The organism is Mesorhizobium sp. M0587 (genome assembly GCF_040320945.1).
Lineage (GTDB): Bacteria > Pseudomonadota > Alphaproteobacteria > Rhizobiales > Rhizobiaceae > Mesorhizobium.
In genome coordinates, this window is sequence record NZ_JAMYQP010000003.1 from 113,095 (window position 1) to 135,613 (window position 22,519).

The window sequence follows — 22,519 nt, forward strand, 5'->3', positions numbered from 1 at the left end:
AAGCATCGAACAAGAAGCCCCGCTGCCGGGCCTCTTGTTCGATGCGGGGTAGTCAATTCAGCGGCTGCTCAGGAACACCGCTTCCTCGTCGTCGCGCTGCTTGCCGCCAAGGGCTGCCGCGGCACTGGCGATGAAAGCGCCGACGACCAGCGACAGAGCGCCAAGCAGTGCGAAGGTCGCGCTGGCTTTCCTGGCGGTGTCGGCCGCTTGCTGGGCCTTCACCTTGGCGTCCTGTGCCTTTGCGAGCAGCGTATCGACGCGCGTCTTGGCGTCTGCTTCGGAAAGCCCGGTGCGGGCGGCCACCAGCTGCGCAAGATAGGTCTTGTCGTCAGCCGAGACTTCTCCCGCCGCGGCACTTGCGATCAGGATGCGCGATGCCTGCGCGGCCGCTGCCGCATCGGTTTGCGGATTGGCGGCCGCCAGCCTTGCGGCATCCGCCGGCCTGAACAAGGAATCCACCAGGTAGGATGTAGCATTGTCGGTCGATGCGCCGCCGGAATTGGCCGATGCACCGGCCGAAGCGCCCAGCGCCGCGCCGGAAGCCACGGTGGAGACAGCCTGGACGCCTGAACCGACCGCCGCTGACAGGGCCGAGCCGAGGACGCCGACGACCAGCAATGTTGCCAGTGCCCAGGCGAGAAAGCCATGCGCCGTGTCGCGGAAATAGATCTCGTCGGTGTGGACGCCCACCCATTTGGTGCGCAGCCGCCCGGCAAGATAGCCGCCAACGCCGGCTGAGAGCCATTGCACGACGATCAGCCAGATGGCCGTGGAAACCGCGAAGGTGGTGACTGAGGCGCTTGAACCCGCCCAAGGCGATACCATGCTCAGCCCCAGGCCGGAGCCCAGAAGCATCAAAATGAAGGTCAGCGTCGAGGCCGCGAAAGCGCCGGCCACGATCGGTCCCCAACTGACGGCAGTGGCAGAGGATTCCGTCGAAACGGGATCATCGACAACCGATAGGGTCGACTGCATGGAAGCCCCCTATCGCATGAAAAGCAGGAGGAGAATGATAATCGGGATCGGAACCCCGAGCAACCAGAGCAAGATGCCGCGCCCCATGGCAGCCTCCTTTGCAAGAAATCGTGATCGATACTGTCACAATGCTTGAAAGGGTCTTCCGTTCCGGTCGGCCTTCAAATCACTTGCTGCGGCAGAAGAGATATTGGCGCCTCAACAAGGCGCGCCAATATCGCAAACTTCACCAGCGAGACTTCAAATATCGAGATTGGCAACCGATAGCGCGTTATCCTGGATGAATTCGCGCCTCGGCTCGACTTCGTCGCCCATCAGGCGCGAGAACAAGCTGTCGGCATCGGTCGCATCGCTGACCCTGACCTGGAGGAGCGAGCGCACATTCGGGTCAAGCGTGGTTTCCCAGAGCTGCTCGGCGTTCATTTCGCCAAGCCCCTTGTAGCGTTGCATCGTCAGGCCCTTGCGGCCGGTCGCAAAGACCGCGTTGAGCAGCGCCAGCGGCCCCGAAACGGTTTCGGAGACATCCTTGCGGCGCAGCACCGGTGGCGTCCCGTAAACCTCACTGAGGCGCTGTGCGTAGCGGTCGAGCTGGCGGGCATCGGCCGAATTGATCAGCGCCATGTCGAGATGGGCATATTCCTTGACGCTGCGCACCGTACGCTCGAAGACGTAGCCGCCGCTGCCCTCATTCGAGGTCGACATGCGGCCTGTCCAGCCGCGCTCGGTGTCCTCGGCAATGATGTCGAGGCGCCGTGCAACCCGCTCGGCCATGTCATTGGCGCGGCCGAGATCGTTAAAGACGTCTGGGTTGAGCCCGCCCGCGATCGCGGCCTGTTCGACGACGCCCCTGTTGTAGCGCGTGTGCAGGCCGTTGATGAGCTGGCGCACGGCCAGTGCATCGTCGATGGCGCCGCGCAGATCCTGTCCGGCGCGAACCTCGCCGGAGCCGAGCGTAAGCGAGGCCTCTTCCAGCCCCGAGCCAATCAGGAACTCCTCGAAAGCGCTCTCGTTCTTGATGTATTGCGAGCTCTTGCCGCGCGTGACCTTATAGAGCGGCGGCTGGGCGATGTAGAGATGGCCGCGCTCGATCAGCTCCGGCATCTGCCGGAAGAAGAAGGTCAAGAGCAAGGTCCGGATGTGGGCGCCGTCGACATCGGCATCGGTCATCAGGATGATCTTGTGATAGCGCAGCTTGTCGGCATTGAACTCGTCCTTGCCGATCGATGTGCCGAGCGCGGTGATCAGCGTCCCGATCATGTCGGAGCCGAGCATGCGGTCGAAGCGTGCCCGCTCGACATTGAGGATCTTGCCGCGCAAGGGAAGAATGGCCTGGTTCTGGCGCGAGCGGCCGCCCTTGGCCGAGCCGCCGGCCGAGTCACCCTCGACGATGAAGATCTCGGATTTCGCCGGGTCGCGCTCCTGGCAGTCGGCCAGCTTGCCGGGTAGCGAGGTGACGCCGAGCGAGCTCTTGCGGGTGATGTCGCGCGCCTTGCGCGCGGCTTCGCGCGCCGCCGCGGCCTGGATCACCTTGTCGATGACAATCTTGCCTTCGGCCGGATGCTCTTCCAGCCAGGTGCCGAGCGCCTCGTTGACCAGCCCTTCGACCACCGGACGGACCTCCGAGGAGACCAGCTTGTCCTTGGTTTGCGAAGAGAATTTCGGGTCGGGAACCTTGACCGAAAGCACGGCCGTCAGTCCTTCGCGGCAATCGTCGCCGATCAGCGACACCTTTTCCTTCTTGGTCAGGCCCGAAGTATCGCCGTATCCGGTGACCTGGCGGGTCAGCGCGCCGCGAAAACCGGCCAGATGCGTGCCGCCGTCGCGCTGCGGGATGTTGTTGGTGAAGGCCAGCACGTTTTCGTGGTAGCTGTCGTTCCACCACATCGCCACTTCGACGGTGATGCCGTCGCGCTCGGCCTTGATGGCGATAGGCTTCACGATCAGCGGCTTCTTGACCCGATCGAGATATTTGACGAATTCCTCGAGGCCGCCATCATAGTGCAATTCATGGCGCACGATGTCGGCATGCCGGGCATCGGTCAAAACGATGCGCACGCCTGAATTGAGGAAGGCGAGTTCGCGCAGCCGGTGTTCCAGCGTGCCGAAGTCGAACTCCACCATGGTGAACGTTTCGGCTGACGGAAAGAACGTGATTTCGCTGCCGCTGCGTCCCTCATAGGTGCCCGGCTGCTTGTTCTGCTCGTAGGTGCCGGTCACCTTCAGCGGCGCGTCGGCATTGCCGTGCGTGAAGCTCATCTCGAAGATCTGGCCGTTGCGGCGGATTTTCAGCCTCAGCCATGCCGAAAGTGCGTTGACCACGGAGACGCCGACGCCATGCAGGCCGCCCGACACTTTGTAGGAGTTCTGGTCGAACTTGCCGCCGGCATGCAGCTGCGTCATGATCACTTCGGCCGCCGAGATGCCTTCGCCGGTGTGGATATCGGTCGGAATGCCACGGCCATTGTCGATGACGGTCACCGAACCGTCGGGGTTGAGCGTCACGGTTACGAGGTCGGCGTGCCCGGCCAGAGCCTCGTCGATGGCGTTGTCCACCACCTCGTAGACCATGTGATGCAGGCCCGAACCGTCGTCTGTGTCGCCGATATACATGCCAGGCCGTTTGCGGACGGCATCCAAGCCTTTCAAAACCTTGATGGAATCGGCGCCGTACTCGGCTGCCGCGCCGTTGGCGTTCTCAGTCTGGTCGCTCATGAAAACCTGTTATCTAGATGCCGCTTGTGCTGCGCGAAAATTGGTCCCGAATCGGGCCTTTGATATTGCCTAGATATAGGCGCTAAAGGCGGTTTTTCCAAGGTTTGCAGGCATTTCCCCAGGACAACGAATCCGGGTTGACGGGTTGCTCCTGAGCGTTGGTTGAGAAGCATCAACCATGGATAGATATCTACCATGGCGGAGGTCACGAAGTCAAGGAAAAAAATCCTATTCATGAAAAGCTGCCGGTGCCGTCTGGCCTTTTTGCCAACCTGAGTTCGGAGCCCTGGGCATTTCCTACGGGACGGGCCGACTACGGAACGACGCGCGTCGATCTTCGCCAGCCGGTCCCTGAAAAACTTGATCATGAACTTGTATCTTGGCGCCAGCCGACCGCTGCGGTCGAGTTCCAGCGTCATATCGAGCGCATCGGTTTCAACGACTGGCTCCAGCGCGACAGTTCGTCCAGCATGGTCTTGGCACCGCCCCGCACGTGTTCGCTCGGCAGGAAAGAGCCGTCAGTCTCGAGCAGTTTCTGATAGAGCGGCAAGGAAACACCTTCAGGGATCGGCATTATTCCCACGGCGGTCAGCAGCGGCTTGACCGCTTGCGCGGCGCGCAGGCCGCCGGAGACACCGCCATAGCTGAGGATGGCGGCGGGCTTGTATTTCCATTCGCGTGCGAGATAGTCGATCGCGTTGACGATCGCAGGCGCCACGAAATAATTGTATTCCGGCGCCACGAACACAAAGGCGTCGGCGGCGTCGATCGCCTTCGACCAGGCCTTGGTGTGGTCGTTCTGGTAATTGCCGAGCCTCGGATGATGCGGCTCGTCCAGCACCGGCAGCTTGAAGGTGTCGATGTCGGTCAGCACCGGTTCGAATTTCCCGTGCTCGCGCGCGAATGCCTCCAGCCACTCGGCGAAAACCGGTCCGGCGCGGCCGGGCCGGGTGCTGCCGATGATGATGTTCAACTGGTGCTTCAAGGCTGGCTCCTTCGACTGGCGGTATCCGTTGGTAACTGTCACTACGGCAGCGCGTGCCGGTGGACAAGGTGCGACGTTCGGGGGAGCGGTCACGATCGGATGAACGGCCGTCCGCCTTCACATTTCGGCCTCGGTCGCATGGACGCCCGGAGTGCCAGTCACTACATTGGTGCATCAGCGGAGCACTCCATGGATACGCAGCCCGCCCCCTTCGTTCCTCCAGCGCCGAAGCCGCGCACATCGCCGCCTTCGACGCTGGAGATGATCCGCATCGTCTATCGCAATCCGCTCGAACTGTGGGGCGAGCCAACCTACAACGAGCCGTGGATTTCGGTGAATGGTGTTGGTGGGCATCTGGTCATTGCCAACGATCCCGGCCTTATCCGCCATGTGCTGGTCGACAATGCCAAGAACTACAAGATGGCGACGGTACGCCAGAAAATCCTGCGGCCGATCCTGCGCGATGGCCTGCTGACCGCCGAGGGCGAGGTCTGGAAGCGGTCGCGCAAGGCGATGGCGCCGGTGTTCACGCCGCGCCACATTTTTGGCTTTGCCCAGCCGATGTTGAAGCGCACGCTGGAGTTCGCCACCCGCTACGAAGACGGCGGCACGTCCGATATCGCCCAGGACATGACGCTGCTCACCTACGACATCCTGGCAGAGACGCTGTTCTCAGGCGAGATATCAGGCGAGCCGGGCAGCTTCGGCAACGAGATCGACCGTCTGTTCGAGACCATGGGCCGCGTCGATCCGCTCGACCTGTTGCGGGCGCCCGACTGGCTGCCGCGGCTGACCCGCATCCGCGGCCGCAAGACCATGGCCTATTTCCGCAAGATCGTCACCGACACGGTCAAGATGCGCGAAGCAAAGTTCAAGCGTGATCCCGATGCCGTGCCGCAGGATTTCCTGACGCTGCTGCTCAAGGCCGAAAGCCCCGACGGACTGACGCGGGCCGAGGTCGAGGACAACATCATCACCTTCATCGGCGCCGGCCACGAAACCACGGCGAGGGCGCTGGGCTGGACGCTTTACTGCCTCGCGGAATCCCCATGGGAGCGCGACAGGGTCGAGCGGGAGATCGACCAGGTGCTGGCGCGCGAACCCGATCCGACGAAATGGCTCGATGCGATGCCGTTGACCCGCGCTGCTTTCGACGAGGCGCTCAGGCTCTATCCGCCGGCGCCGTCGATCAACCGCGAGCCGATCGTACCGGAGATGTGGAAGGATCTTTATATCTCAAAACATGCTGCGGTGCTGGTGATGCCGTGGGTCGTGCATCGCCACCGTAAGCTGTGGGACAGGCCCGACGCCTTCCTGCCCGAACGCTTTCATCCGGGAAACCGCGAGAAGATCGACCGCTTCCAGTATCTGCCGTTCGGTGCGGGGCCGCGCGTCTGCATCGGCGCCAGCTTCGCCATGCAGGAGGCGATCATCGCACTGGCCATCCTGCTGTCGCGCTTCCGCTTCGATGTCACGGCCGAAACGAAGCCCTGGCCGGTACAGAAACTGACCACGCAGCCGCAAGGCGGTTTGCCGATGCGGATCACGCCCCGCCATCGCTAGAGCAATTCCAGGAAAAGTGTGAAACGGTTTTCCGTCCGGAATTGCGTAACAAAGAGATAGAGCGGTTCGGCGTTTCCGTGAAGCGGTGAACCACTCTAAGGCCTGCCATCGCTGAGAGTTGAGATCCCTGCTGGAACTACGCTGCGGGCCTGCGCTGCTGGAACTGGCCGGCGGCGCGGAAGCGCCAGAGGTAGCTCGGCAGGATGCTCCCGATCGACTGCGGCTGGATGCCCAGCCCCGCGAGTGTCCGGTTGGCCTTGTTGGCGGCATCCGAGACGATGTTGTGTACGCGCAGCTGCATCACTTGGTCCTTGGTCAGCAGCGGATTGGGCAACAGGCCGAGGATCGAGGCCTGGATGTTGGCCACCCACCACGGCACGGGCACCAGCAGGCGCTTGCGCTCGACCACGGCGAGCAGCTCTTCCATGCATTCCTTGAAGGTCAGCACCTTGGGGCCGCCGAGCTCGTAAATCTGGCCGCGATCGATCTTGCCATCGACCGAGAGTGCCACCGCTTCGGCGACGTCGCCGACATAGACCGGCTGGAATTTGGTCTGGCCGCCGCCGATCAGCGGCAGCACCGGCGAATAACGCGCCATGTTGGCGAAGCGGTTGAAGAAGCCGTCCTCCGGCCCGAAATTGATCGACGGCCGGAAGATCACGGCATCGCTGATCGTTTCCAGCACGGCCTTTTCGCCAAGCGCCTTGGTGCGGGCATAGTCGGATGGGGACTGAAGATCCGCCCCCAGCGCCGAAACATGGGTCAGGCCGGCGCCGACGGCGCGCGCCGCTTCGGCCACGGCCCGTGCGCCGAACTCGTGGACGGCGGAGAATTTCTGCCGGCCGCTCTCGTGCAGGATGGCGACAAGGTTGACGACATGGTCGGCACCTTGAACGGCGCGGTCGACGGACCAGCGCACGCGCACATTGGCTTGCACCGGCTGGATCTGGCCGACATTACCGAGCGGCTGCAGGTGCCCGGCGAGATCGGGCCGCCGGCAGGCGACCCGGATGCGATAGCCGCGCTTGGCCAGTGCGCGCACGACATGGCGGCCGACAAAGCCTGATCCGCCAAAGACGACGACGAGCTTCGGGGTCTGCAGGATTTCGGTCATGGCTGGCTCCGGCGCTCGCAAGCTTGGCTGAAGCCGTTTCATAATCCGTTTCGCGCCAAAGGCAAAGGGCGACGCGTGGTCGCTGCCATCCTCTGAGCAATTCCAGGAAAGTGCGAAGCGGTTTTCCCGGGAAAGCGCATGGCGCTTTCCCTTTGGAATTGCGTCAGGACAAAACCGGTTCAGAACGCCTTGCCGATCCGGGCGTCGACCGAGTGGCGGTTGCCGCCGCGAATGACGAAGAAGAGCAGGATCGCGGCCCACAGAAGCGACTTCTCGGCTCCTGAATAACCCTGACCCATCGTGACCCAGTGGAACCAGACGGTGACCAGCAGCACGAACAGGCCGGCAAAGGCGGCCGGGCGCGTCAAAAAGCCGATCGCGATGAAGATGCCGCCGAAGAATTCGGTGCAGGCCAAAAGCAGCGACCAGAAGGCGCCGGGATAAAAGCCGAGGCTTTCGACCATCTCGGCGGCGCCAAAGGGATTGGTGATCTTCTGCGAACCATGGATGGTGAGAAATCCACCGGCGAACACGCGGAGAATGGTTTCTCCACCATCGTGCAGGGCTGCGTAGAACCGGCCAAGGGGCGGGATGATGAGGCTGTTGCGGGGATTGTCCGTGCTTGCCGACATTGTGACTCCTCTGGTTGCCGATCGACTCAAAACGGCCGATCGGATCGCTCGAAGTCAAATAAACAAAAGTTGACCAGAATTGGCAGGTTTTGTTGACGCATATGGCGCGGAGGATCAGACGCAGAAAACCCCGCCGAAGCGGGGTTTTCCGGGTGACATCCATGCGAAGCCAGGGGCCGACGGAGCGGCCTGACCTGAGACGGTATCAGGAGGGCGTGAAGCAAGTACGCCCACCCCAGCCCTGAACATCCGACATGGTGCCGCCAACCTTCTTGCAGGCCGTGACGAAGTCGGCGCTGTGTTGGTCCTGGTGATTTTCCTTTTGCCCTGGACAAAGCTGGGTCGTCGCGACGCGCAAAAAGGTTCAGCGGCGCGGATAAAAAATCGCACCGCGCCGCGCCGCAGGCGGGCAGCCTTCAGGTAACCAGCTGAAATAATGGGTTATTCAGGCCGAATAGCGCTCGGCGAATTCGGAAATGCGCTGCACAACCGCTTTGGACGCGGTGATTCCGCGCGCTTGCGCCTTCTCGGCGGCTTCGGCGCGGGCACGACCGGGCACATGCACGCCGAAGCGCCGCCGCAGCCGGTCGAGCTGGTCCTTCATCCGCTGTTCGAAATCTGGATCGAGCAGCTTGGGTTCGACGGCAAGCACGAAAAGGCCGGTTCCAGGGCTATCTGTGCCGCCGCTGAACCATGGCGCGTCGAGTGACCAGTTGGCGCCCGACAGGCCGGCCGCCAGCACCTCGACCATCAGCGCGATGTTGGCGCCGCGCTGGCCGCCGAAGGCGAGCATGGCACCCTTCATGGCGGCCGCCGGATCGGTGGTCGGGTTGCCGCTGGCGTCCAGCGCCCAGCCTTCGGGGATCTTCTTGCCGTCCTCGGCCGCCTTGCGGATATTGACGAAAGCAGTCGCGCTCGACGACTGGTCGATGACCAGCGGCGCGCCGTCGGCGGCGGGTGCCGCAAACGACATCGGGTTGGTGCAGTAGACCGGCTTGACCGAGCCCGAACCGGCAAGGACGGCCGGGCCGTTGGTGGCGGCGAACGATACCAGCCCCAGAGCGGCCAGCCGTCCGGTGAAGTAGCCGAGCGCGCCGCATGTATAGGCGTTCTTCTGCGAGAAGATGGCGACGCCGAACAGCCTTGCGGCTTTGGCGAGGTCGTCGATGGTGCGGTCGAAGCCGGTATGCGCCAGCCCGCCGCGCGCGTCGGAGAGGTAGACGGCAAGCGCCGGCCTGGTGATGACCGGATCGGCATTGCCGTCGATGCGTCCGGCCTCGAGCGCTTCGAGATAGTCGATGAAATGCGACAGTCCGACGGTCGAAAGCCCTTCCGCCTCGGCTGCTATGATCGACGCAGTGAGCGATTGCGCCGCTTCCTCGTTGGCGCCGGCGCCAAGTGCCGCCATCCGGCAGAGCCCTTTTGCCTGATCGAGACTGAGTTGCATGGTCGTCCTGAATTCCTGAGCGAATAGCGAGTAGTCGGTGCGGGATGGGGAACAAGCATAGCAGCGAGCCGTTCGCTACTCACTACTCGCTATTCGCTATTCGCTAAACCCTAACCAATCTTATTCGGAATCCGCGCCTCGATCCTGCCGAAGGCGAAGACGAGGATGCCGGTGATCGTCATGTAGATCAGCGCCAGCAGCAGCAGGGGTTCGTAGGTGAGATAGGTGTCCTGCCGCACCTTGGACGAGACGGCGAAGATGTCGATGACGCTGATCGTCGCCACCAGCGGCGTCGATTTCAGTTGCAGCACGGTTTCGCCGGTCAGCGTCGGCAGCGCACGGTAGAAGGCCTGCGGCAGCCAGATGCGGCGGAAGATCTTCCAGCGGCTCATGCCAAAGGCACGGGCGGCTTCCAATTGCCCCTTCGGAACGCCGGCGAAGGCGCCGCGCATCACCTCGCCTTCATAGCCGGCGAAGGACAAGGTCAGCGCCAGCACGCCATACGGCCAGGCTTGCCTGAGATACGGCCACATCCAGGATTCGCGGACCCACGGATATTGCGGAAACAACGAGCCGAGCCCGTAATAGAGCAGCCACAACTGGATCAGCAGCGGCGTGCCTCTGATGACCGTGCAGAAGGCCTTGGCGGGTGCGGCGAACCAGAAGGAGCCGGTGGCCTGCGCCAGCCCCAGTGGCACGGCGAACAGGAAGCCGAGCGCGCAGGTGACGGCCAGGATCCACAGCGAGCGCCAAAGGCCGATCAACCCCATTTCGTAATATTGCGGCAGCCAGTCCCAGCGCATGAAAAAGGCGGCACCCAGAACAAGGCCGAGCGCGATCAGCATCAGCACGATCCGGTGCGGCTGCAGCCATAGCGATGTTCGTGCGACGACGTTGATGATGGCCGCTTCGTTCGCCATCAGCGCGCTTCCTTGAGCGAAGGCATGCCGCGCCGCGACCAGGCTTCGACCCGGCCGATGATGAGGTTGGAAAACAGCGACAGCAGCAGGTAGAGCACGCCGGCGGCGAAAAAGAAGGTGAAATAGGCTTTGGTGACGCCCGCGGCCTGCCGCGTTGCCAGCGCCAGTTCGTAGAAACCCACGACCGCCAGCAGTGCTGTGTCTTTGGTGGCGATCAGCCAGAGATTGGCGAGGCCCGGTATGGCGAAGGGCAGCATGGCCGGCAATGTTATGCGCCGCAGCATCAGGCCGGGAGACATGCCATACGCGCGCGCGGCTTCGATCTGGCCCTGCGGAATAGCCAGGATGGCACCGCGGATGACCTCGGTCGAATAGGCGCCCTGGACAAAGCCCAGAACGGCGATGCCCGCCGCTAGCCCGCTGACGTCGACGCGCTGATAACCCATGGCCGTCAGCGCCTGGTTGATCAGGTCGGTACCGGCATAATAAAGCAGCAGGATCAGCACCAGTTCCGGCACGGCGCGCACGATCGTGGTGTAGACCGCCAACAGGTCACGCACCACCGGCCCGCCATAGAGCTTGCCATAGGCGCCGCCGGTGCCGATCAAAAGGCCGAGGCACGTGGCGCCGAGCGCGATCTCGATCGAATGGAGCAGTCCGACCAAAAGAGTCCCGCCCCAGCCGGGCGGGTAGGGCGAGAGAAGTTGGATGATGCCGGCCGCCGAGGCCGAAAGGAATGCGTCGATCAGCGTCGCCCCCGAATTGCTGGCGTCGGCCGCAGACTAGCGGTCAGCGGCAGGCATGCGTTGCAAGGCCGTCAACGGAGGCAGGGCTGCGCCGTGCCTCCGTTGCTCGCGTGCGGGCGTCAGTTCGACTGCGTCGAACCACCATAAATGTCGAAATCGAAATACTTCTTCGAGATCTCGTCATATTTGCCGTTGGCGCGGATCGTTTTGATGCCGGCGTTGATCTTTTCCTTCAGCTCGGTGTCTTCCTTGCGCACGCCGGCGCCGACGCCCGGTCCGAGCACCTCGTCATCGGCAGCGACCATGCCCTTCAGGTCGCAGCAGGCCTTGCCCTGATCCGACTTGAGGAACTCGCCAAGCGCGATCGAATCGGCCTGCACCGCGTCGAGGCGGCCGGCGGCGAGATCCTGGTTTGCCTCGTCCTGCGTCTGGTATTCCTTGATCTCGGAAGCTGTGGCACCGAAGTGCTTCTTGGCGTAGACGGCGTGCACGGTCGATACCTGGACGCCAAGGATCTTGCCCTTGAGGTCGTCCGGGGTGGCGCCGAACTTTTGGTCCTTCGGTCCGATGATCGCCGTCGGCGTGTTGTAGTACTTGTCCGAGAAGTCGATCGTCTTCTCCCGTTCCGCGGTGATCGACATCGAGCTGACGATGAGGTCGATCTTCTTGGTCGTCAGCGCCGGGATGATGCCATCCCAGGCAACAGGCGTAATGACACAGTCGAGCTTCTCCTCGGCGCACACCGCGTCGATAAATTCGACTTCCCAGCCAACCCATTTGCCCGAAGCATCCGGCGAGGTGAAGGGCGGATAGGGTTCGGCGGCAATGCCGATCTTGACCGGATCGGCCTTGGCGACGCCCATCGCGGCGACGCCCAGCAGCAGCGCTGCGGCGAATGTCTTCAAAACGGTCTTCATTTCACGACTCCCAGTTTGTTGTAGGTTCCCGGTTTCTTCGTCCACTCTCGGTCTGCTAGCCGATATTGCGGATGAATTGCTTCAGCCTTTCGGATCGGGGCGCGCCGAAGATCTGCTCCGGCGGGCCTTCTTCCTCGACCAGCCCGTTGTAGAGATAGACCACGTGGGTCGCGACCTCGCGGGCAAACTTCATCTCGTGGGTGACCAGCACCATGGTGCGGCCTTCGCGCGCCAGATCGCCGATCACCTTCAGCACTTCGCCGACCAGTTCCGGGTCGAGCGCCGAGGTCGGTTCGTCGAACAGCATGACGCGCGGATTGATCGCCAGGGCACGGGCGATCGCGGCGCGCTGCTGCTGGCCGCCCGACAAATAGGCCGGATAGACGTCGCGCTTTTCGGCAAGTCCGACGCGCGCGAGCAGCTTTTCCGCCTGGGCGATCGCGTCGTCGCGCTTGACGCCCAGCACGTGCACGGGAACCTCGATGACGTTCTCGATCAGCGTCATATGGCTCCACAGATTGAAATTCTGGAACACCATGCCGAGCTTGGAGCGGATGCGTTCGATCTGCCTGCGGTCGGCCGGAACGGTGTGGCCGTGGCTGTCCGCCCGGAGCTTGATCTCCTCGCCATTGACGCGGATGATGCCGCTGGTCGGGTTTTCCAGGCAGTTGATGCAGCGCAGCAGCGTCGATTTGCCCGACCCTGAGCCGCCGATGATGGCTATGACCTCGCCGTCGCGCGCCGACAGCGAGACGCCCTTCAGCACATGCAACTCGCCGAATTTTTTGTGCAGGTTCTCGACATGAATGGCTTCGGCGGCGCCGTTATGCGCCGTGTGGTTCAATGCGGGTGCGGCGCCCTGCGCCGTCATCCCTTCGACGCTCCTCGGAGCGTCCGAGTCCATCGCTGCTGGATTGTTTTACCCATTACCCGTCACTGACAGAGTTCCCATTCTCAAGATGGACCGTTCCGCTTGCCTCCGTCAACCATGGTTTTTGGACCATTGATCACGGCTGGCTGTAGTGATTAGTGGCGCACAGGACATCTCAGGAGAATTTAGTGGGCAAAACATACGGGTCGCAGTCCATGGCCGGACCGTTGAAACGCGTGCTGATGCGGTCCGCGTCGAGTGCCATGCGCCGTGCCAGCGCGTCGGAGTGGCATTATGGCCCGGGTTTCGAGCCGCGCGCGGCCGCCGCCCAGCATGACCATTTGACGCAGCTGGTCGCGGCCGCGGGCGCCGAGATCGAATGGCTGACGGATGCCGATGACGGGCTGGCCGATTCCGTGTTCACGCACGACCCGTCGCTCGTGACCGATCACGGCGCGATCATTCTTGCCATGGGCAAGGCACTGCGCCGGCCCGAGCCCGGCCTGCATGAGGCCGCCTACAAGCGCATGGGCGTGCCGGTACTGGGCCGCATCGAGGATCCCGGCCAGGTGGAGGGCGGCGACTGCGTCTGGGTGGACGCAAACACGCTGGCCGTCGGCCGTGGCGTGCGCACCAACCAGGACGGCATCCAGCAATTGGCCAACCTGCTGGCGCCCAAGGGCATACAGGTCTTCGGCTTCGACCTGCCCCTGTGGCACGGAGAGGAGGCCTGCCTGCACCTGATGTCGGTGATCAGCCCGCTCGCCGACGATCTGGCGCTGGTCTACGCCCCGCTCTTGCCGGCGCCTTTCTACCAGATGCTGCGGGCGCGCGGCATCAAGCTGATCGAGGGCGATGCCGAAGAGTTCATGGCTTCCCACGGGCTGAGCCTCAACGTGCTGCCGACCGCGCCGCGCCAGGTGATCGCCGTTGCCGGTTTTCCCAAAACAGCGGCGGCCATGGAGGCGGCCGGCTGCACGGTAGCGACCTTCGAGGCGGACGCGCTCTGCATCGCTTGCGAGGGTGGCCCTACCTGCCTGACACGCCCGGTGTTGCGCCAATGACCGCCATCGGCACCACAGTCGGCGAAGCGCTCATTTCGCTGCTCGAAGCCCATGGCGTCGATATCGTCTTCGGCATTCCGGGCGTTCACACGGTCGAACTTTACCGGGGACTGGCGCGCTCGAAGATTCGCCACGTCACGCCGCGCCACGAACAGGGTGCCGGCTTTATGGCCGACGGCTATGCGCGCGCCAGCGGCAAGCCGGGCGTCGCCTTCGTCATCACCGGACCCGGGCTGACCAACACCATCACCGCCATGGGACAGGCGCGCGCCGATTCGGTGCCGATGCTGGTGATATCGGGGGTCAATGCCACGCCGACGCTGGGCAAGGGCCTGGGCCATCTGCATGAGCTGCCCGACCAGCGCGGCATGATGGAGAAGGTGGCGCTGGTTTCGCGGCGCGTCACCGAGGCCAGCGAATTGCCCGATGCACTGGCACAAGCCTTTGCGCTGTTTTCATCCTCGCGGCCCGGCCCGGTCCACATCGAGATCCCGACCGATGTCATGGTCAAGCCGGCTAACGGGGTCGCTGCCCTTTTGACGAATGCCGCACCTCCCGCGCCGGATGGCGTGGCGATCGCGATTGCGGCCGAACTCATCGCCGCCTCCCGTCGCCCGCTGATCCTGGCCGGAGGCGGTGCCAAGCGTGCCGAGGCCCCATTGCAGCGCCTGGCCGAGAAACTGGGTGCGCCGGTCGTCCAGACGACCAATGCGCGCGGCCTGCTGCACCGCCATCCGCTCTGCGTACCGGCAAGCCCGAGTCTGAAGGCGGTTCGGGCGCTGATGGCGGAGGCCGATCTGGTGATTGCCGCCGGCACCGAATTTGGGCCGACCGACTATGACGGCTATGGCGATGGCGGTTTCGTGCTACCCCCCAATCTGATCCGCATCGACATCGGGGCCGACCAGCTCGCCCGCCGCCCGGTGACGGTCGCCATCCAGGCGGATTGTGCCGAGGGGATCGAGGCCTTGCTCGCCTCGACGGGCCCCACTCACCTGGCGGCGTCGGACGGCCACAGCCGAGCTGCCGTGGCGCGAAAGGCGGCTTTGGCCGAGCTGAGCCCGGCCTATGCAACGCAGGTGCATGCAGTGGAAATGATCCGCGACGCCTTGCCGGGCGCGATCATCGTCGGCGATTCGACCCAGCCGGTTTACGCCGCCAACCTGTATTACGATCACGACCGGCCGGGCGGCTGGTTCAACGCCGCTACCGGCTTCGGTGCGCTTGGCTATGGTCCGCCGGCGGCGATCGGCGCGGCTCTCGCCACGCCCGGCGCCCCGGTTGTCTGCCTCACCGGCGACGGCGGTTTCCAGTTCACGCTGCCGGAACTGGGCGCGGCGCTCGATGCCGCGGCACCGGTCATCTTCCTGGTCTGGAACAATCGCGGCTATCGCGAGATCGAGACCTCGATGCTCGATGTCGGCGTGGAACCCGTCGGCGTGTCGCCGGCGCCGCCGGATTTCTGCAAGCTGGCTGAAGCCTACGGCATCGGCGCCGAACGCCTTGTCGACATCGATGCCTTGCCGCAGGCGCTGAAACATGCCCGGGCAACTGGACTGCCGCGCGTCATCGAGATCACGGTCGATTGATTTTTTCCAGCCTGCATCGGACCGCTCGCCGGCTTCGCTCTCGCAAGGCATGCGCCGCGAGGCCGGCGGAATGGCTGCCTGACGCATGCAAAGACGCAACACTGCCATGTCGAGATATCTGTTGAGTGATCGTGCGAAAGGCGCGACGCTTTGCGTCGGCGCGGCAAACAAGCGACATAATCATAAAAAAGGCAGGAGCGGTCCAGGATGACGGAAACACTTCAAGGCAGGCATATCGTCGTGACCGGCGGAACCGGGGCGCTCGGCGGCGCGGTAGTCGGCAAGCTGCTGGGTGAGGGCGCGATCTGCCACGTGCCGAATGCGCACGCCGCGGCACCCCAGCATTTCCCCTTCCCCGCGCATGAGAACGTCAAGCTGGCGCACAATGTCGATCTCTCGGATTCCGCCAAGGTCGAGGCTTTCTACAGCCAGGTCCCGGGCCTCTGGGGATCGATCCACCTCGCCGGCGGCTTCACCACGGCGCCGGTGGAAAAGATCGAATCGGCGTCCTTTGCCGAGATGATGGACACCAATGCACGCACCGCTTTCCTGTGCTGTCGCGCCGCGGTGCGCTCGATGCTGGCGTCAGACACTGCCGGCCGTATCGTCAATGTCACCGCGCGCGCCGGGCTCGACCCGCGGCGTGGCGCCGGCATGGTCGCCTATGCCGCCAGCAAGGCGGCGGTGGCGGCAATCACGGTGGCAATGGCCGAAGAACTGAAGAGCAAGGGCATCCTGGTCAACGCCGTGGCGCCGTCGACGCTCGATACGCCGGCAAACCGCGCCGACATGCCGGATGCCGATTTCGCCAAATGGGTCAGCCTTGAAGCGGCGGCCGAGGCCATCGCCTATCTCGCCTCGCCCGCCAATCAGGCGATGAGCGGCGCGCTTGTCCCGCTCTACGGACGCGCCTGAGCCATCGGCACAGTTCTTCAGTTTCCGACGTAAGCCAAAGAAAAAGACCCGCCGGATCGCTCCGGCGGGTCTTTTCGTGAGGCCGCACGCGAGGCGTGCTGCCGATGACTGAAGCCTTAGCTGCCCTGCTTCTTCAGCGCGGCACCCAGGATATCGCCCAGCGAAGCGCCGGAGTCGGTCGAGCCGTACTGGGCGACCGCTTCCTTCTCTTCGGCGATTTCCAGCGCCTTGATCGAGACCTGCAGCTTGCGGGTCTTCTTGTCGAAGGCGATGACGCGGGCGTCGACCTTCTGGCCGACGGTGAAGCGCTCGGGGCGCTGCTCGTCGCGGTCGCGGCTGAGGTCGGAGCGCTTGATGAAGGTCTCGATGCCGCTGTCGACCAGCCGCACTTCCAGACCGCCATCCTTGACGCCGATGACTTCACAGGTGACGACGGCGTTCTTGCGCAGTTCGCCCGAAGTCGACGCTTCGCCGACGGCATCCTTGGCCAATTGCTTGATGCCGAGCGAGATGCGCTCCTTGTCGATGTCGACGTCGAGCACCTGCGCCTTGACGATGTCGCCGCGGTTGTACTCTTCGATGACCTGCTCGCCCGGACGGGTCCAGTCGAGATCGGACAAGTGCACCATGCCGTCCACATCGCCTTCGAGGCCGATGAACAGGCCGAACTCGGTCTTGTTCTTGACCTCGCCCTCGACCTGGCTGCCGACCGGATGGCTGCTGGCGAAAGCCTGCCACGGGTTCTCGAGCGTCTGCTTGAGGCCGAGCGAGATGCGGCGCTTGGCCGGATCGACTTCGAGCACCACCACGTCGACTTCCTGGGTCGTCGACAGGATCTTGCCGGGATGCACGTTCTTCTTGGTCCACGACATTTCCGAAACGTGGATGAGGCCTTCGATGCCCGGCTCCAGTTCGACGAACGCGCCGTAGTCGGTGATGTTGGTGACGGTACCCTTGATCTTCTTGCCGATCGGGAACTTGGTGCCGATCTCGGACCACGGATCGCTCTCGAGCTGCTTCATGCCGAGCGAGATACGGTGGGTTTCCTGGTTGATGCGGATGATCTGCACCTTGACCGTCTGACCGATATTGAGGATTTCGGTCGGATGGTTGACGCGGCGCCATGCCATGTCGGTGACGTGCAGCAGGCCGTCGATGCCGCCGAGGTCGACGAACGCACCATAGTCGGTGATGTTCTTGACGACGCCTTCGACCACCTGGCCTTCTTCGAGGTTCTGCACGATTTCCGAACGCTGTTCGGCACGGCTTTCCTCGAGCACGGTGCGGCGCGACACCACGATGTTGCCGCGGCGGCGATCCATCTTGAGGATCTCGAAGGGCTGCGGGTTGTGCATCAGCGGGGAGACGTCGCGGATCGGGCGGATATCGACCTGGCTGCGCGGCAGGAAGGCCACGGCGCCGTCGAGGTCGACGGTGAAGCCGCCCTTGACCTGGTTGAAGATGACGCCTTCGACGCGTTCACCCTTGGTGAACTTCTCTTCGAGACGGACCCAGCTCTCTTCGCGGCGGGCCTTCTCGCGCGACAGCATCGCTTCGCCAAGCGCGTTCTCGATGCGCTCGACATAGACTTCGACCGTATCGCCGACCTTCAGTGTCGTGTCCTTGCCCTTGACGCCGAATTCCTTCAGCGGCACGCGGCCTTCGACCTTGAGGCCGACATCGATGATCGCCATGTCTTTTTCAATGGCGGTGATGATGCCCTTGACGACCTGGCCTTCGCCGGAATGGCCGGCGGTAAATGATTCTTCGAGCAGGCTCGCGAAATCATCGCGAGTGGGATTGGCAACTGACATTGTTTCTCCTGGAATGTCCCGCATCTCAAGCGGGACGGGCGCCGTGGGTTAGCGTTGCGTTGGCCTGCCGGCGTTCCGGGCTGCAAAAGCCCTGGCCGCCTAAAGCGGCTATTCCGGCGCATGAAGAATGCTGGCAGGCTGGTTCGTGCCCGATATGGGTATTTTCTTCGCTTCCGGCAACGGAAACACGATGGAAAACCCGGATCAGGCCTTGTTTCTCTTGGCCAGCACGTCGTCGATGATCGCTCTGGCTGCAAGAAACGCGGCTTCTATAGCCATTTCGCTGGTATCAAGCAAGTGCGCGTCGGAGGCCGGCTTCAGCGGAGAGTCGGCGCGGCCCATGTCGCGCTCGTCGCGCCGGACGATATCGGCGAGAATTTCGGTGAAATCAGCGGTGCCGCCGATGCTCTCGATTTCGGCCAGCCGGCGCTGAGCGCGCACCTCCGCGCTCGCGGTGACATAGAGTTTTATGTCGGCGTCCGGGCAGACGACGGTGCCGATATCGCGGCCGTCGAGCACGGCGCCCGGAGGCGCCTTGGCAAATGCGCGCTGCTTTTCGACCAGGATGCGCCGCACTGTCGGGAACACCGCGACTTTCGAGGCCGCTTCGCCGACGGCATGCGCCGACAACACCGCCCGGTCGAGCTTTGCCAGATCGACCTGGCGCGCGGCGGTTTCGGCCGCCGAGACGTTGTCGAGCGGCAATGCGTGCTGGATGAGCGCATAGGCCACCGCGCGATAGGTAAGGCCGGTGTCGAGCAGGTTCAGCCGGTAATGATCGGCCAGCCGCCGGGCTAGCGTGCCCTTGCCGGCGCCGGCCGGGCCGTCGATGGCGATTGTGAAGACGTGTGTCATTGGGGGACCACAATGAGGAACCCAGGCAAGCGCCGCGATCCTTCGCGCCCCCCTCTGTCCTGCCGGACATCTCCCCCACGAGGGGGGAGATCGGCCGTCATCGCGGCCTTGGCCAATTGTCTACGTTGCAGAATTGAGCGAAGCGCCAAAACTGCCAATCTCTCCCCATGTGGGGGAGATGTCCGGCAGGACAGAGGGGGGCGCTGTCCCGCCAACGTGCCAAGGTTATTGGTTGCCACGACCGTCACCCAATCTCCGCCCCGAGCCCCTTCATCAGCCCCATGAATTCCGGGAAGCTCGTCGCGATCATCGCCTGGTCGTCGATGGTCACCGGCTTTTCCGTCGCCAGCCCCATCACCAGAAAGCTCATGGCGATGCGGTGGTCGAGATGCGTCTGCACGGTCGTGTCCTGGCCGTTGGAGTGGCCGCCAAGGCCCTTGCCGCCCGGCCTGCCGCGCACTGCAAGCGAAGTCTCGGCCTCGGTGCAGTCGACGCCGTTGAGCTTCAGCCCGTTGGCGACGGCCGACAGCCGGTCGGATTCCTTTACGCGCAGTTCCTCAAGCCCCTGCATCAGCGTCTCACCCTCGGCGAAGCAGGCGGCAACTGCAAGCACCGGATATTCGTCGATCATCGACGGCGCCCGTTCGGGCGGCACGGTGACGCCCTTGAGTTCGGAGTAGCGCACGTGCAGGTCGGCGACATCCTCGCCGCCGGCATTGCGCGGGTTGAGGATGTCGATCCTGCCGCCCATCTCCTGCAGAGTGAGCAGAAGTCCGGTGCGGGTAGGGTTCATAAGCACATTCTCGATCAAGATGTCCGAACCCGGCACGATCAACGCCGCCACCAGCGGGAAGCCGGCCGAGGACGGGTCGCCCGGCACGGCGATCGTCTGGCCGGTGAGCTTGCCCTGGCCCTCGATGAAGATGTGGCGCACGCCGCGCTCGTCGGTTTCGACCGATAGATTGGCGCCAAATCCCTTCAGCATCTTCTCTGTGTGATCGCGCGTCATCACGGGTTCGATGACGGTGGTGATGCCGGGCGTGTTGAGACCCGCCAGCAGCACGGCCGATTTCACCTGCGCCGAGGCCATCGGCACGCGGTAGGTTATCGGGGCCGCGTGCTTCGGGCCATGCAGCGTGATCGGCATGCGGTCGCCCGGCGTCGCCTTCAGCACCTGCACGCCCATCTGGCGCAACGGTTCGAGCACGCGGCCCATCGGCCGGCCGGACAAGGAGGCGTCGCCGATGAAGGTCGTTTCCATGTCATAGGTGCCGACCAGGCCCATGGTCAGCCGCGAGCCGGTGCCGGCATTGCCGAAATCGAGCGGGCCTTCCGGCTGCAGCAGCGCGCCGTTACCGGTGCCGCGGATTACCCATTCGGTGCCGCGCTTCTCGATATGCGCGCCCATCGCCTTCATGGCAGCGCCCGTGCGCATCACGTCCTCGCCTTCGAGCAGGCCGGTGATGCGGGTCTCGCCGGAGGCCAGCCCGCCGAACATGAAGGAGCGGTGCGAGATCGACTTGTCGCCAGGCACGCGTGCCGTGCCGGAAAGGGCCTGACATTTGCGGGCGGTGGCCGGCTTGGGAGCGGCGGCGTGAGACATGGAATTTCCCTGGACGGATTGCCGGCGTGCCGGCACTTTTCATTTGTTGCGGCGGTCTCGTATCACGGCGGGCGGAAATGGTCATCCCCATGGTCGTCACTTGGCGCGAGGCCTTTCAGGGCTTGGTTTTGTGACGCCGGCTTTTCGCTTTGACAGCGCCGCAAACTGTGGTTAAGGGGACCACTCTTTTATTGACGAGGCTTGCCGTGGCAAAAACCGAACTTGGCACAAAACGCATCGACCCCGAAACGGGCCGAAAATTCTACGACCTGAACAAGGACCCGATCGTCTCGCCCTATACCGGCAAGACCTATCCGCGTTCCTATTTCGAGGAAGGCAAGGTCGCCGCCATCGAGGAGGAAGAGGAAGTGGCCGAGAAGGAAGTGGACGCCGAGGACGAAGAGGGCGTTGAAGTCGTCTCGCTCGAAGAGGCGGACGAGGACGCCAAGGGCGACGAGATTCCCGATCTCGGCGATGACGAGGACGTCGATCTCGGCGACGACGAGGATGATACCTTCCTTGCCGACGAAGAGGAAGAAGACGACGACGTCGCCGACATGATCGGCGTCGGCGACGATGACGACGAGGTCTGACAGGCCTGAGACGCAAGCGTCGGCGGGCTTTCTGCGCCTGCGAACAAAAAGCCCGCATTCAAGGCTTGATATTGGCGAAAGGCGGGGTTAGAAGCCGCCTGCACTAACGGCGCGGTCTCCAACCCGCGCCGGATCTCTTCGCCGGAAACGGCGCCGGCTGACTGCCGGAAGTGGGGCCATAGCTCAGTTGGGAGAGCGCTTGAATGGCATTCAAGAGGTCGTCGGTTCGATCCCGATTGGCTCCACCAAACAGTCTCCTGCAATTCGCGCCCTGCTTGCGCCCATATTGCAAATCCAATTCACAGCCTTAGGCCTACTGAGACTGCGTGGTCGTGAGGCGGTCATTTGGGCGCCCGCCTCCGTGACGGTGTCTTCGTAACCGCTTAACCTCCGAAATGATGCACCGGGTATCGCAACGATGCTGCGGCGAAGCTCCCTGCGAGACCGCGGCTTGACCGGGGCCGCACGGCAACGGGAACAAAGTGCGCTGCCGCTGGTTGAGATCCGTTGAACCAGAGCGGGGGCGGTGCCCACTGATCTCACGGGGAATTCGCCATGGGAATTCTTGAGGGCGTGAAGAAAGCTGCCGAGCAGGCGACGGGCATTGCGCGACCGGGAAAGCAAGAACTCGGCGAACTGGTAAAGCTGAAGAAGCCGCTTGAATTTCGGTTCAAGGATGATGGCCTCGTGCCGAACCACCCCTTCTGGCCGTTGGTCGTCTATCGTGGCGCCGTGAAGCCGATGGGGCAATTCGACCCCGCAGCCGTTCTGGAAGAACTTTTCGAGGCCAATGGCTGGCGTGACAGCTGGCGGGACGGCATCTACCACTACGTTCATTACCATTCCCGCATACATGAGGTGCTTGGCGTTGCGCGCGGAACCGGCAGGGTTCGGTTCGGCGGCAACAAGGGGCGTATACTGTCCTTGAAAGCCGGCGACGTGGCTGTTCTTCCGGCCGGCACCGGCCACCAATGCCTCTCCGAGACTGCCGATTTCCTGGTGGTCGGCGCCTATCCTGGATCCGGCACTTATGACGAATGCACGACTGCCGAGGAACGTGAGCGGGCATTGGGAACGATTCCCAGGGTTGGCCGGCCGCGGAAGGATCCGGTCTATGGAAGCAAAGGCCCGCTGCTGTCGGTATGGAAAAATGAAACTTGAAGCCGAAGTCGGTGCCATCTTGGCTTGCGCCTGCGCCGCGTCG

Annotated in this window: 19 protein-coding genes and 1 tRNA gene; 7 read left to right on the forward strand and 13 right to left on the reverse strand. The window is 63.5% G+C overall.

Annotation, left to right across the window (positions count from 1 at the left end):
• Positions 1-57 precede the first annotated feature (57 nt).
• The 3 genes from NKI49_RS03870 to NKI49_RS03880 all read right to left on the reverse strand — a co-directional run bounded on the left by NKI49_RS03870 (position 58) and on the right by NKI49_RS03880 (position 4,672).
• Entirely contained in the window at positions 58-975 is a 918-nt protein-coding gene (locus NKI49_RS03870; RefSeq protein WP_352599949.1) for a hypothetical protein, read from the reverse strand.
• A 240-nt stretch (positions 976-1,215) separates the two neighbouring features.
• A complete protein-coding gene (gene gyrB, locus NKI49_RS03875; RefSeq protein ID WP_352599951.1) occupies positions 1,216-3,687 on the reverse strand; it encodes a DNA topoisomerase (ATP-hydrolyzing) subunit B in 2,472 nt (823 codons plus the stop codon).
• Between the two features lie 415 nt (positions 3,688-4,102).
• Positions 4,103-4,672: an NADPH-dependent FMN reductase gene (locus NKI49_RS03880; RefSeq protein ID WP_352599953.1), complete on the reverse strand. Its 570-nt coding sequence runs from the start codon at positions 4,670-4,672 to the stop codon at positions 4,103-4,105.
• A 189-nt stretch (positions 4,673-4,861) separates the two neighbouring features.
• Here NKI49_RS03880 and NKI49_RS03885 point away from each other — a divergent pair, with 189 nt between their 5' ends.
• A complete protein-coding gene (locus NKI49_RS03885) occupies positions 4,862-6,235 on the forward strand; it encodes a cytochrome P450 (RefSeq protein WP_352599955.1) in 1,374 nt (457 codons plus the stop codon).
• 136 nt (positions 6,236-6,371) lie between these two features.
• Here the strand turns inward: NKI49_RS03885 and NKI49_RS03890 are convergent, their stop codons facing one another.
• From NKI49_RS03890 to NKI49_RS03920, 7 genes are all read right to left on the reverse strand, one after another.
• Positions 6,372-7,349 carry a complex I NDUFA9 subunit family protein gene (locus NKI49_RS03890; RefSeq protein ID WP_352599957.1) on the reverse strand — a complete coding sequence of 326 codons (978 nt, stop codon included), beginning with the start codon at positions 7,347-7,349 and terminating at the stop codon, positions 6,372-6,374.
• 179 nt (positions 7,350-7,528) lie between these two features.
• Complete coding sequence (locus NKI49_RS03895; RefSeq protein ID WP_352599959.1) at positions 7,529-7,981, reverse strand: DoxX family protein; 453 nt, start codon at positions 7,979-7,981, stop codon at positions 7,529-7,531.
• Positions 7,982-8,426: 445 nt separating this feature from the next.
• Positions 8,427-9,428, reverse strand: a complete 1,002-nt coding sequence (locus NKI49_RS03900) for an Ldh family oxidoreductase (protein WP_352599962.1) — start codon at positions 9,426-9,428, stop codon at positions 8,427-8,429.
• Positions 9,429-9,538: 110 nt separating this feature from the next.
• On the reverse strand, positions 9,539-10,348 hold the full coding sequence (locus NKI49_RS03905; RefSeq protein ID WP_352599964.1) for an ABC transporter permease: 810 nt from the start codon (positions 10,346-10,348) through the stop codon (positions 9,539-9,541).
• Positions 10,348-11,061 (reverse strand): ABC transporter permease, encoded by a 714-nt coding sequence (locus NKI49_RS03910; protein ID WP_352600150.1) that lies wholly within the window; start codon positions 11,059-11,061, stop codon positions 10,348-10,350. Before NKI49_RS03910 ends, NKI49_RS03905 begins: the two co-directional genes overlap by 1 nt.
• Before the next feature lie 152 nt (positions 11,062-11,213).
• A complete protein-coding gene (locus tag NKI49_RS03915) occupies positions 11,214-12,011 on the reverse strand; it encodes a transporter substrate-binding domain-containing protein (protein ID WP_352599966.1) in 798 nt (265 codons plus the stop codon).
• 55 nt (positions 12,012-12,066) lie between these two features.
• On the reverse strand, positions 12,067-12,882 hold the full coding sequence (locus NKI49_RS03920; RefSeq protein ID WP_352599968.1) for an ABC transporter ATP-binding protein: 816 nt from the start codon (positions 12,880-12,882) through the stop codon (positions 12,067-12,069).
• Between the two features lie 215 nt (positions 12,883-13,097).
• Here NKI49_RS03920 and NKI49_RS03925 point away from each other — a divergent pair, with 215 nt between their 5' ends.
• The 3 genes from NKI49_RS03925 (at position 13,098) to NKI49_RS03935 (ending at position 16,450) form a co-directional block, all read left to right on the forward strand.
• Entirely contained in the window at positions 13,098-13,946 is an 849-nt protein-coding gene (locus NKI49_RS03925; protein ID WP_352600152.1) for a dimethylarginine dimethylaminohydrolase family protein, read from the forward strand.
• Positions 13,943-15,535 carry a 5-guanidino-2-oxopentanoate decarboxylase gene (locus tag NKI49_RS03930; protein WP_352599970.1) on the forward strand — a complete coding sequence of 531 codons (1,593 nt, stop codon included), beginning with the start codon at positions 13,943-13,945 and terminating at the stop codon, positions 15,533-15,535. The genes NKI49_RS03925 and NKI49_RS03930 overlap by 4 nt, the downstream gene beginning before the upstream one ends.
• A 207-nt stretch (positions 15,536-15,742) precedes the next feature.
• Positions 15,743-16,450: an SDR family NAD(P)-dependent oxidoreductase gene (locus tag NKI49_RS03935; protein ID WP_352599972.1), complete on the forward strand. Its 708-nt coding sequence runs from the start codon at positions 15,743-15,745 to the stop codon at positions 16,448-16,450.
• Positions 16,451-16,566: 116 nt separating this feature from the next.
• On the opposite strand, the gene rpsA is transcribed toward NKI49_RS03935, so the two are convergent.
• The 3 genes from rpsA to aroA form a co-directional block, all read right to left on the reverse strand.
• On the reverse strand, positions 16,567-18,264 hold the full coding sequence (gene rpsA / locus NKI49_RS03940; RefSeq protein ID WP_352694190.1) for a 30S ribosomal protein S1: 1,698 nt from the start codon (positions 18,262-18,264) through the stop codon (positions 16,567-16,569).
• A gap of 204 nt (positions 18,265-18,468) precedes the next feature.
• Positions 18,469-19,119 carry a (d)CMP kinase gene (cmk, locus tag NKI49_RS03945; protein ID WP_027023825.1) on the reverse strand — a complete coding sequence of 217 codons (651 nt, stop codon included), beginning with the start codon at positions 19,117-19,119 and terminating at the stop codon, positions 18,469-18,471.
• Positions 19,120-19,363: 244 nt separating this feature from the next.
• Positions 19,364-20,722: a 3-phosphoshikimate 1-carboxyvinyltransferase gene (gene aroA / locus NKI49_RS03950; protein WP_352599976.1), complete on the reverse strand. Its 1,359-nt coding sequence runs from the start codon at positions 20,720-20,722 to the stop codon at positions 19,364-19,366.
• A 206-nt stretch (positions 20,723-20,928) separates the two neighbouring features.
• Between aroA and NKI49_RS03955 the strand changes: the two genes are divergently transcribed.
• The 3 genes from NKI49_RS03955 (at position 20,929) to NKI49_RS03965 (ending at position 22,476) form a co-directional block, all read left to right on the forward strand.
• On the forward strand, positions 20,929-21,315 hold the full coding sequence (locus NKI49_RS03955; RefSeq protein ID WP_352599978.1) for a TIGR02300 family protein: 387 nt from the start codon (positions 20,929-20,931) through the stop codon (positions 21,313-21,315).
• Positions 21,316-21,487: 172 nt separating this feature from the next.
• Positions 21,488-21,563, forward strand: a tRNA-Ala gene (locus tag NKI49_RS03960).
• 307 nt (positions 21,564-21,870) lie between these two features.
• The gene (locus tag NKI49_RS03965) at positions 21,871-22,476 is read left to right on the forward strand and encodes a cupin domain-containing protein (RefSeq protein ID WP_352599980.1); all 606 of its coding nucleotides are present in this window, start codon (positions 21,871-21,873) and stop codon (positions 22,474-22,476) included.
• Positions 22,477-22,519 lie beyond the last annotated feature (43 nt).

Coding starts and splice junctions, on each gene's coding strand:
- NKI49_RS03925 (WP_352600152.1), top strand. CDS start 13,098: ATGGCCGGACCGTTGAAACGCGTGCTGATGCGGTCCGCGTCGAGTGCC.
- NKI49_RS03885 (WP_352599955.1), top strand. CDS start 4,862: ATGGATACGCAGCCCGCCCCCTTCGTTCCTCCAGCGCCGAAGCCGCGC.
- cmk (WP_027023825.1), bottom strand. CDS start 19,119: ATGACACACGTCTTCACAATCGCCATCGACGGCCCGGCCGGCGCCGGC.
- NKI49_RS03895 (WP_352599959.1), bottom strand. CDS start 7,981: ATGTCGGCAAGCACGGACAATCCCCGCAACAGCCTCATCATCCCGCCC.
- NKI49_RS03900 (WP_352599962.1), bottom strand. CDS start 9,428: ATGCAACTCAGTCTCGATCAGGCAAAAGGGCTCTGCCGGATGGCGGCA.
- NKI49_RS03920 (WP_352599968.1), bottom strand. CDS start 12,882: ATGACGGCGCAGGGCGCCGCACCCGCATTGAACCACACGGCGCATAAC.
- NKI49_RS03915 (WP_352599966.1), bottom strand. CDS start 12,011: ATGAAGACCGTTTTGAAGACATTCGCCGCAGCGCTGCTGCTGGGCGTC.
- aroA (WP_352599976.1), bottom strand. CDS start 20,722: ATGTCTCACGCCGCCGCTCCCAAGCCGGCCACCGCCCGCAAATGTCAG.
- NKI49_RS03965 (WP_352599980.1), top strand. CDS start 21,871: ATGGGAATTCTTGAGGGCGTGAAGAAAGCTGCCGAGCAGGCGACGGGC.
- NKI49_RS03930 (WP_352599970.1), top strand. CDS start 13,943: ATGACCGCCATCGGCACCACAGTCGGCGAAGCGCTCATTTCGCTGCTC.
- NKI49_RS03935 (WP_352599972.1), top strand. CDS start 15,743: ATGACGGAAACACTTCAAGGCAGGCATATCGTCGTGACCGGCGGAACC.
- NKI49_RS03890 (WP_352599957.1), bottom strand. CDS start 7,349: ATGACCGAAATCCTGCAGACCCCGAAGCTCGTCGTCGTCTTTGGCGGA.
- gyrB (WP_352599951.1), bottom strand. CDS start 3,687: ATGAGCGACCAGACTGAGAACGCCAACGGCGCGGCAGCCGAGTACGGC.
- NKI49_RS03905 (WP_352599964.1), bottom strand. CDS start 10,348: ATGGCGAACGAAGCGGCCATCATCAACGTCGTCGCACGAACATCGCTA.
- rpsA (WP_352694190.1), bottom strand. CDS start 18,264: ATGTCAGTTGCCAATCCCACTCGCGATGATTTCGCGAGCCTGCTCGAA.
- NKI49_RS03870 (WP_352599949.1), bottom strand. CDS start 975: ATGCAGTCGACCCTATCGGTTGTCGATGATCCCGTTTCGACGGAATCC.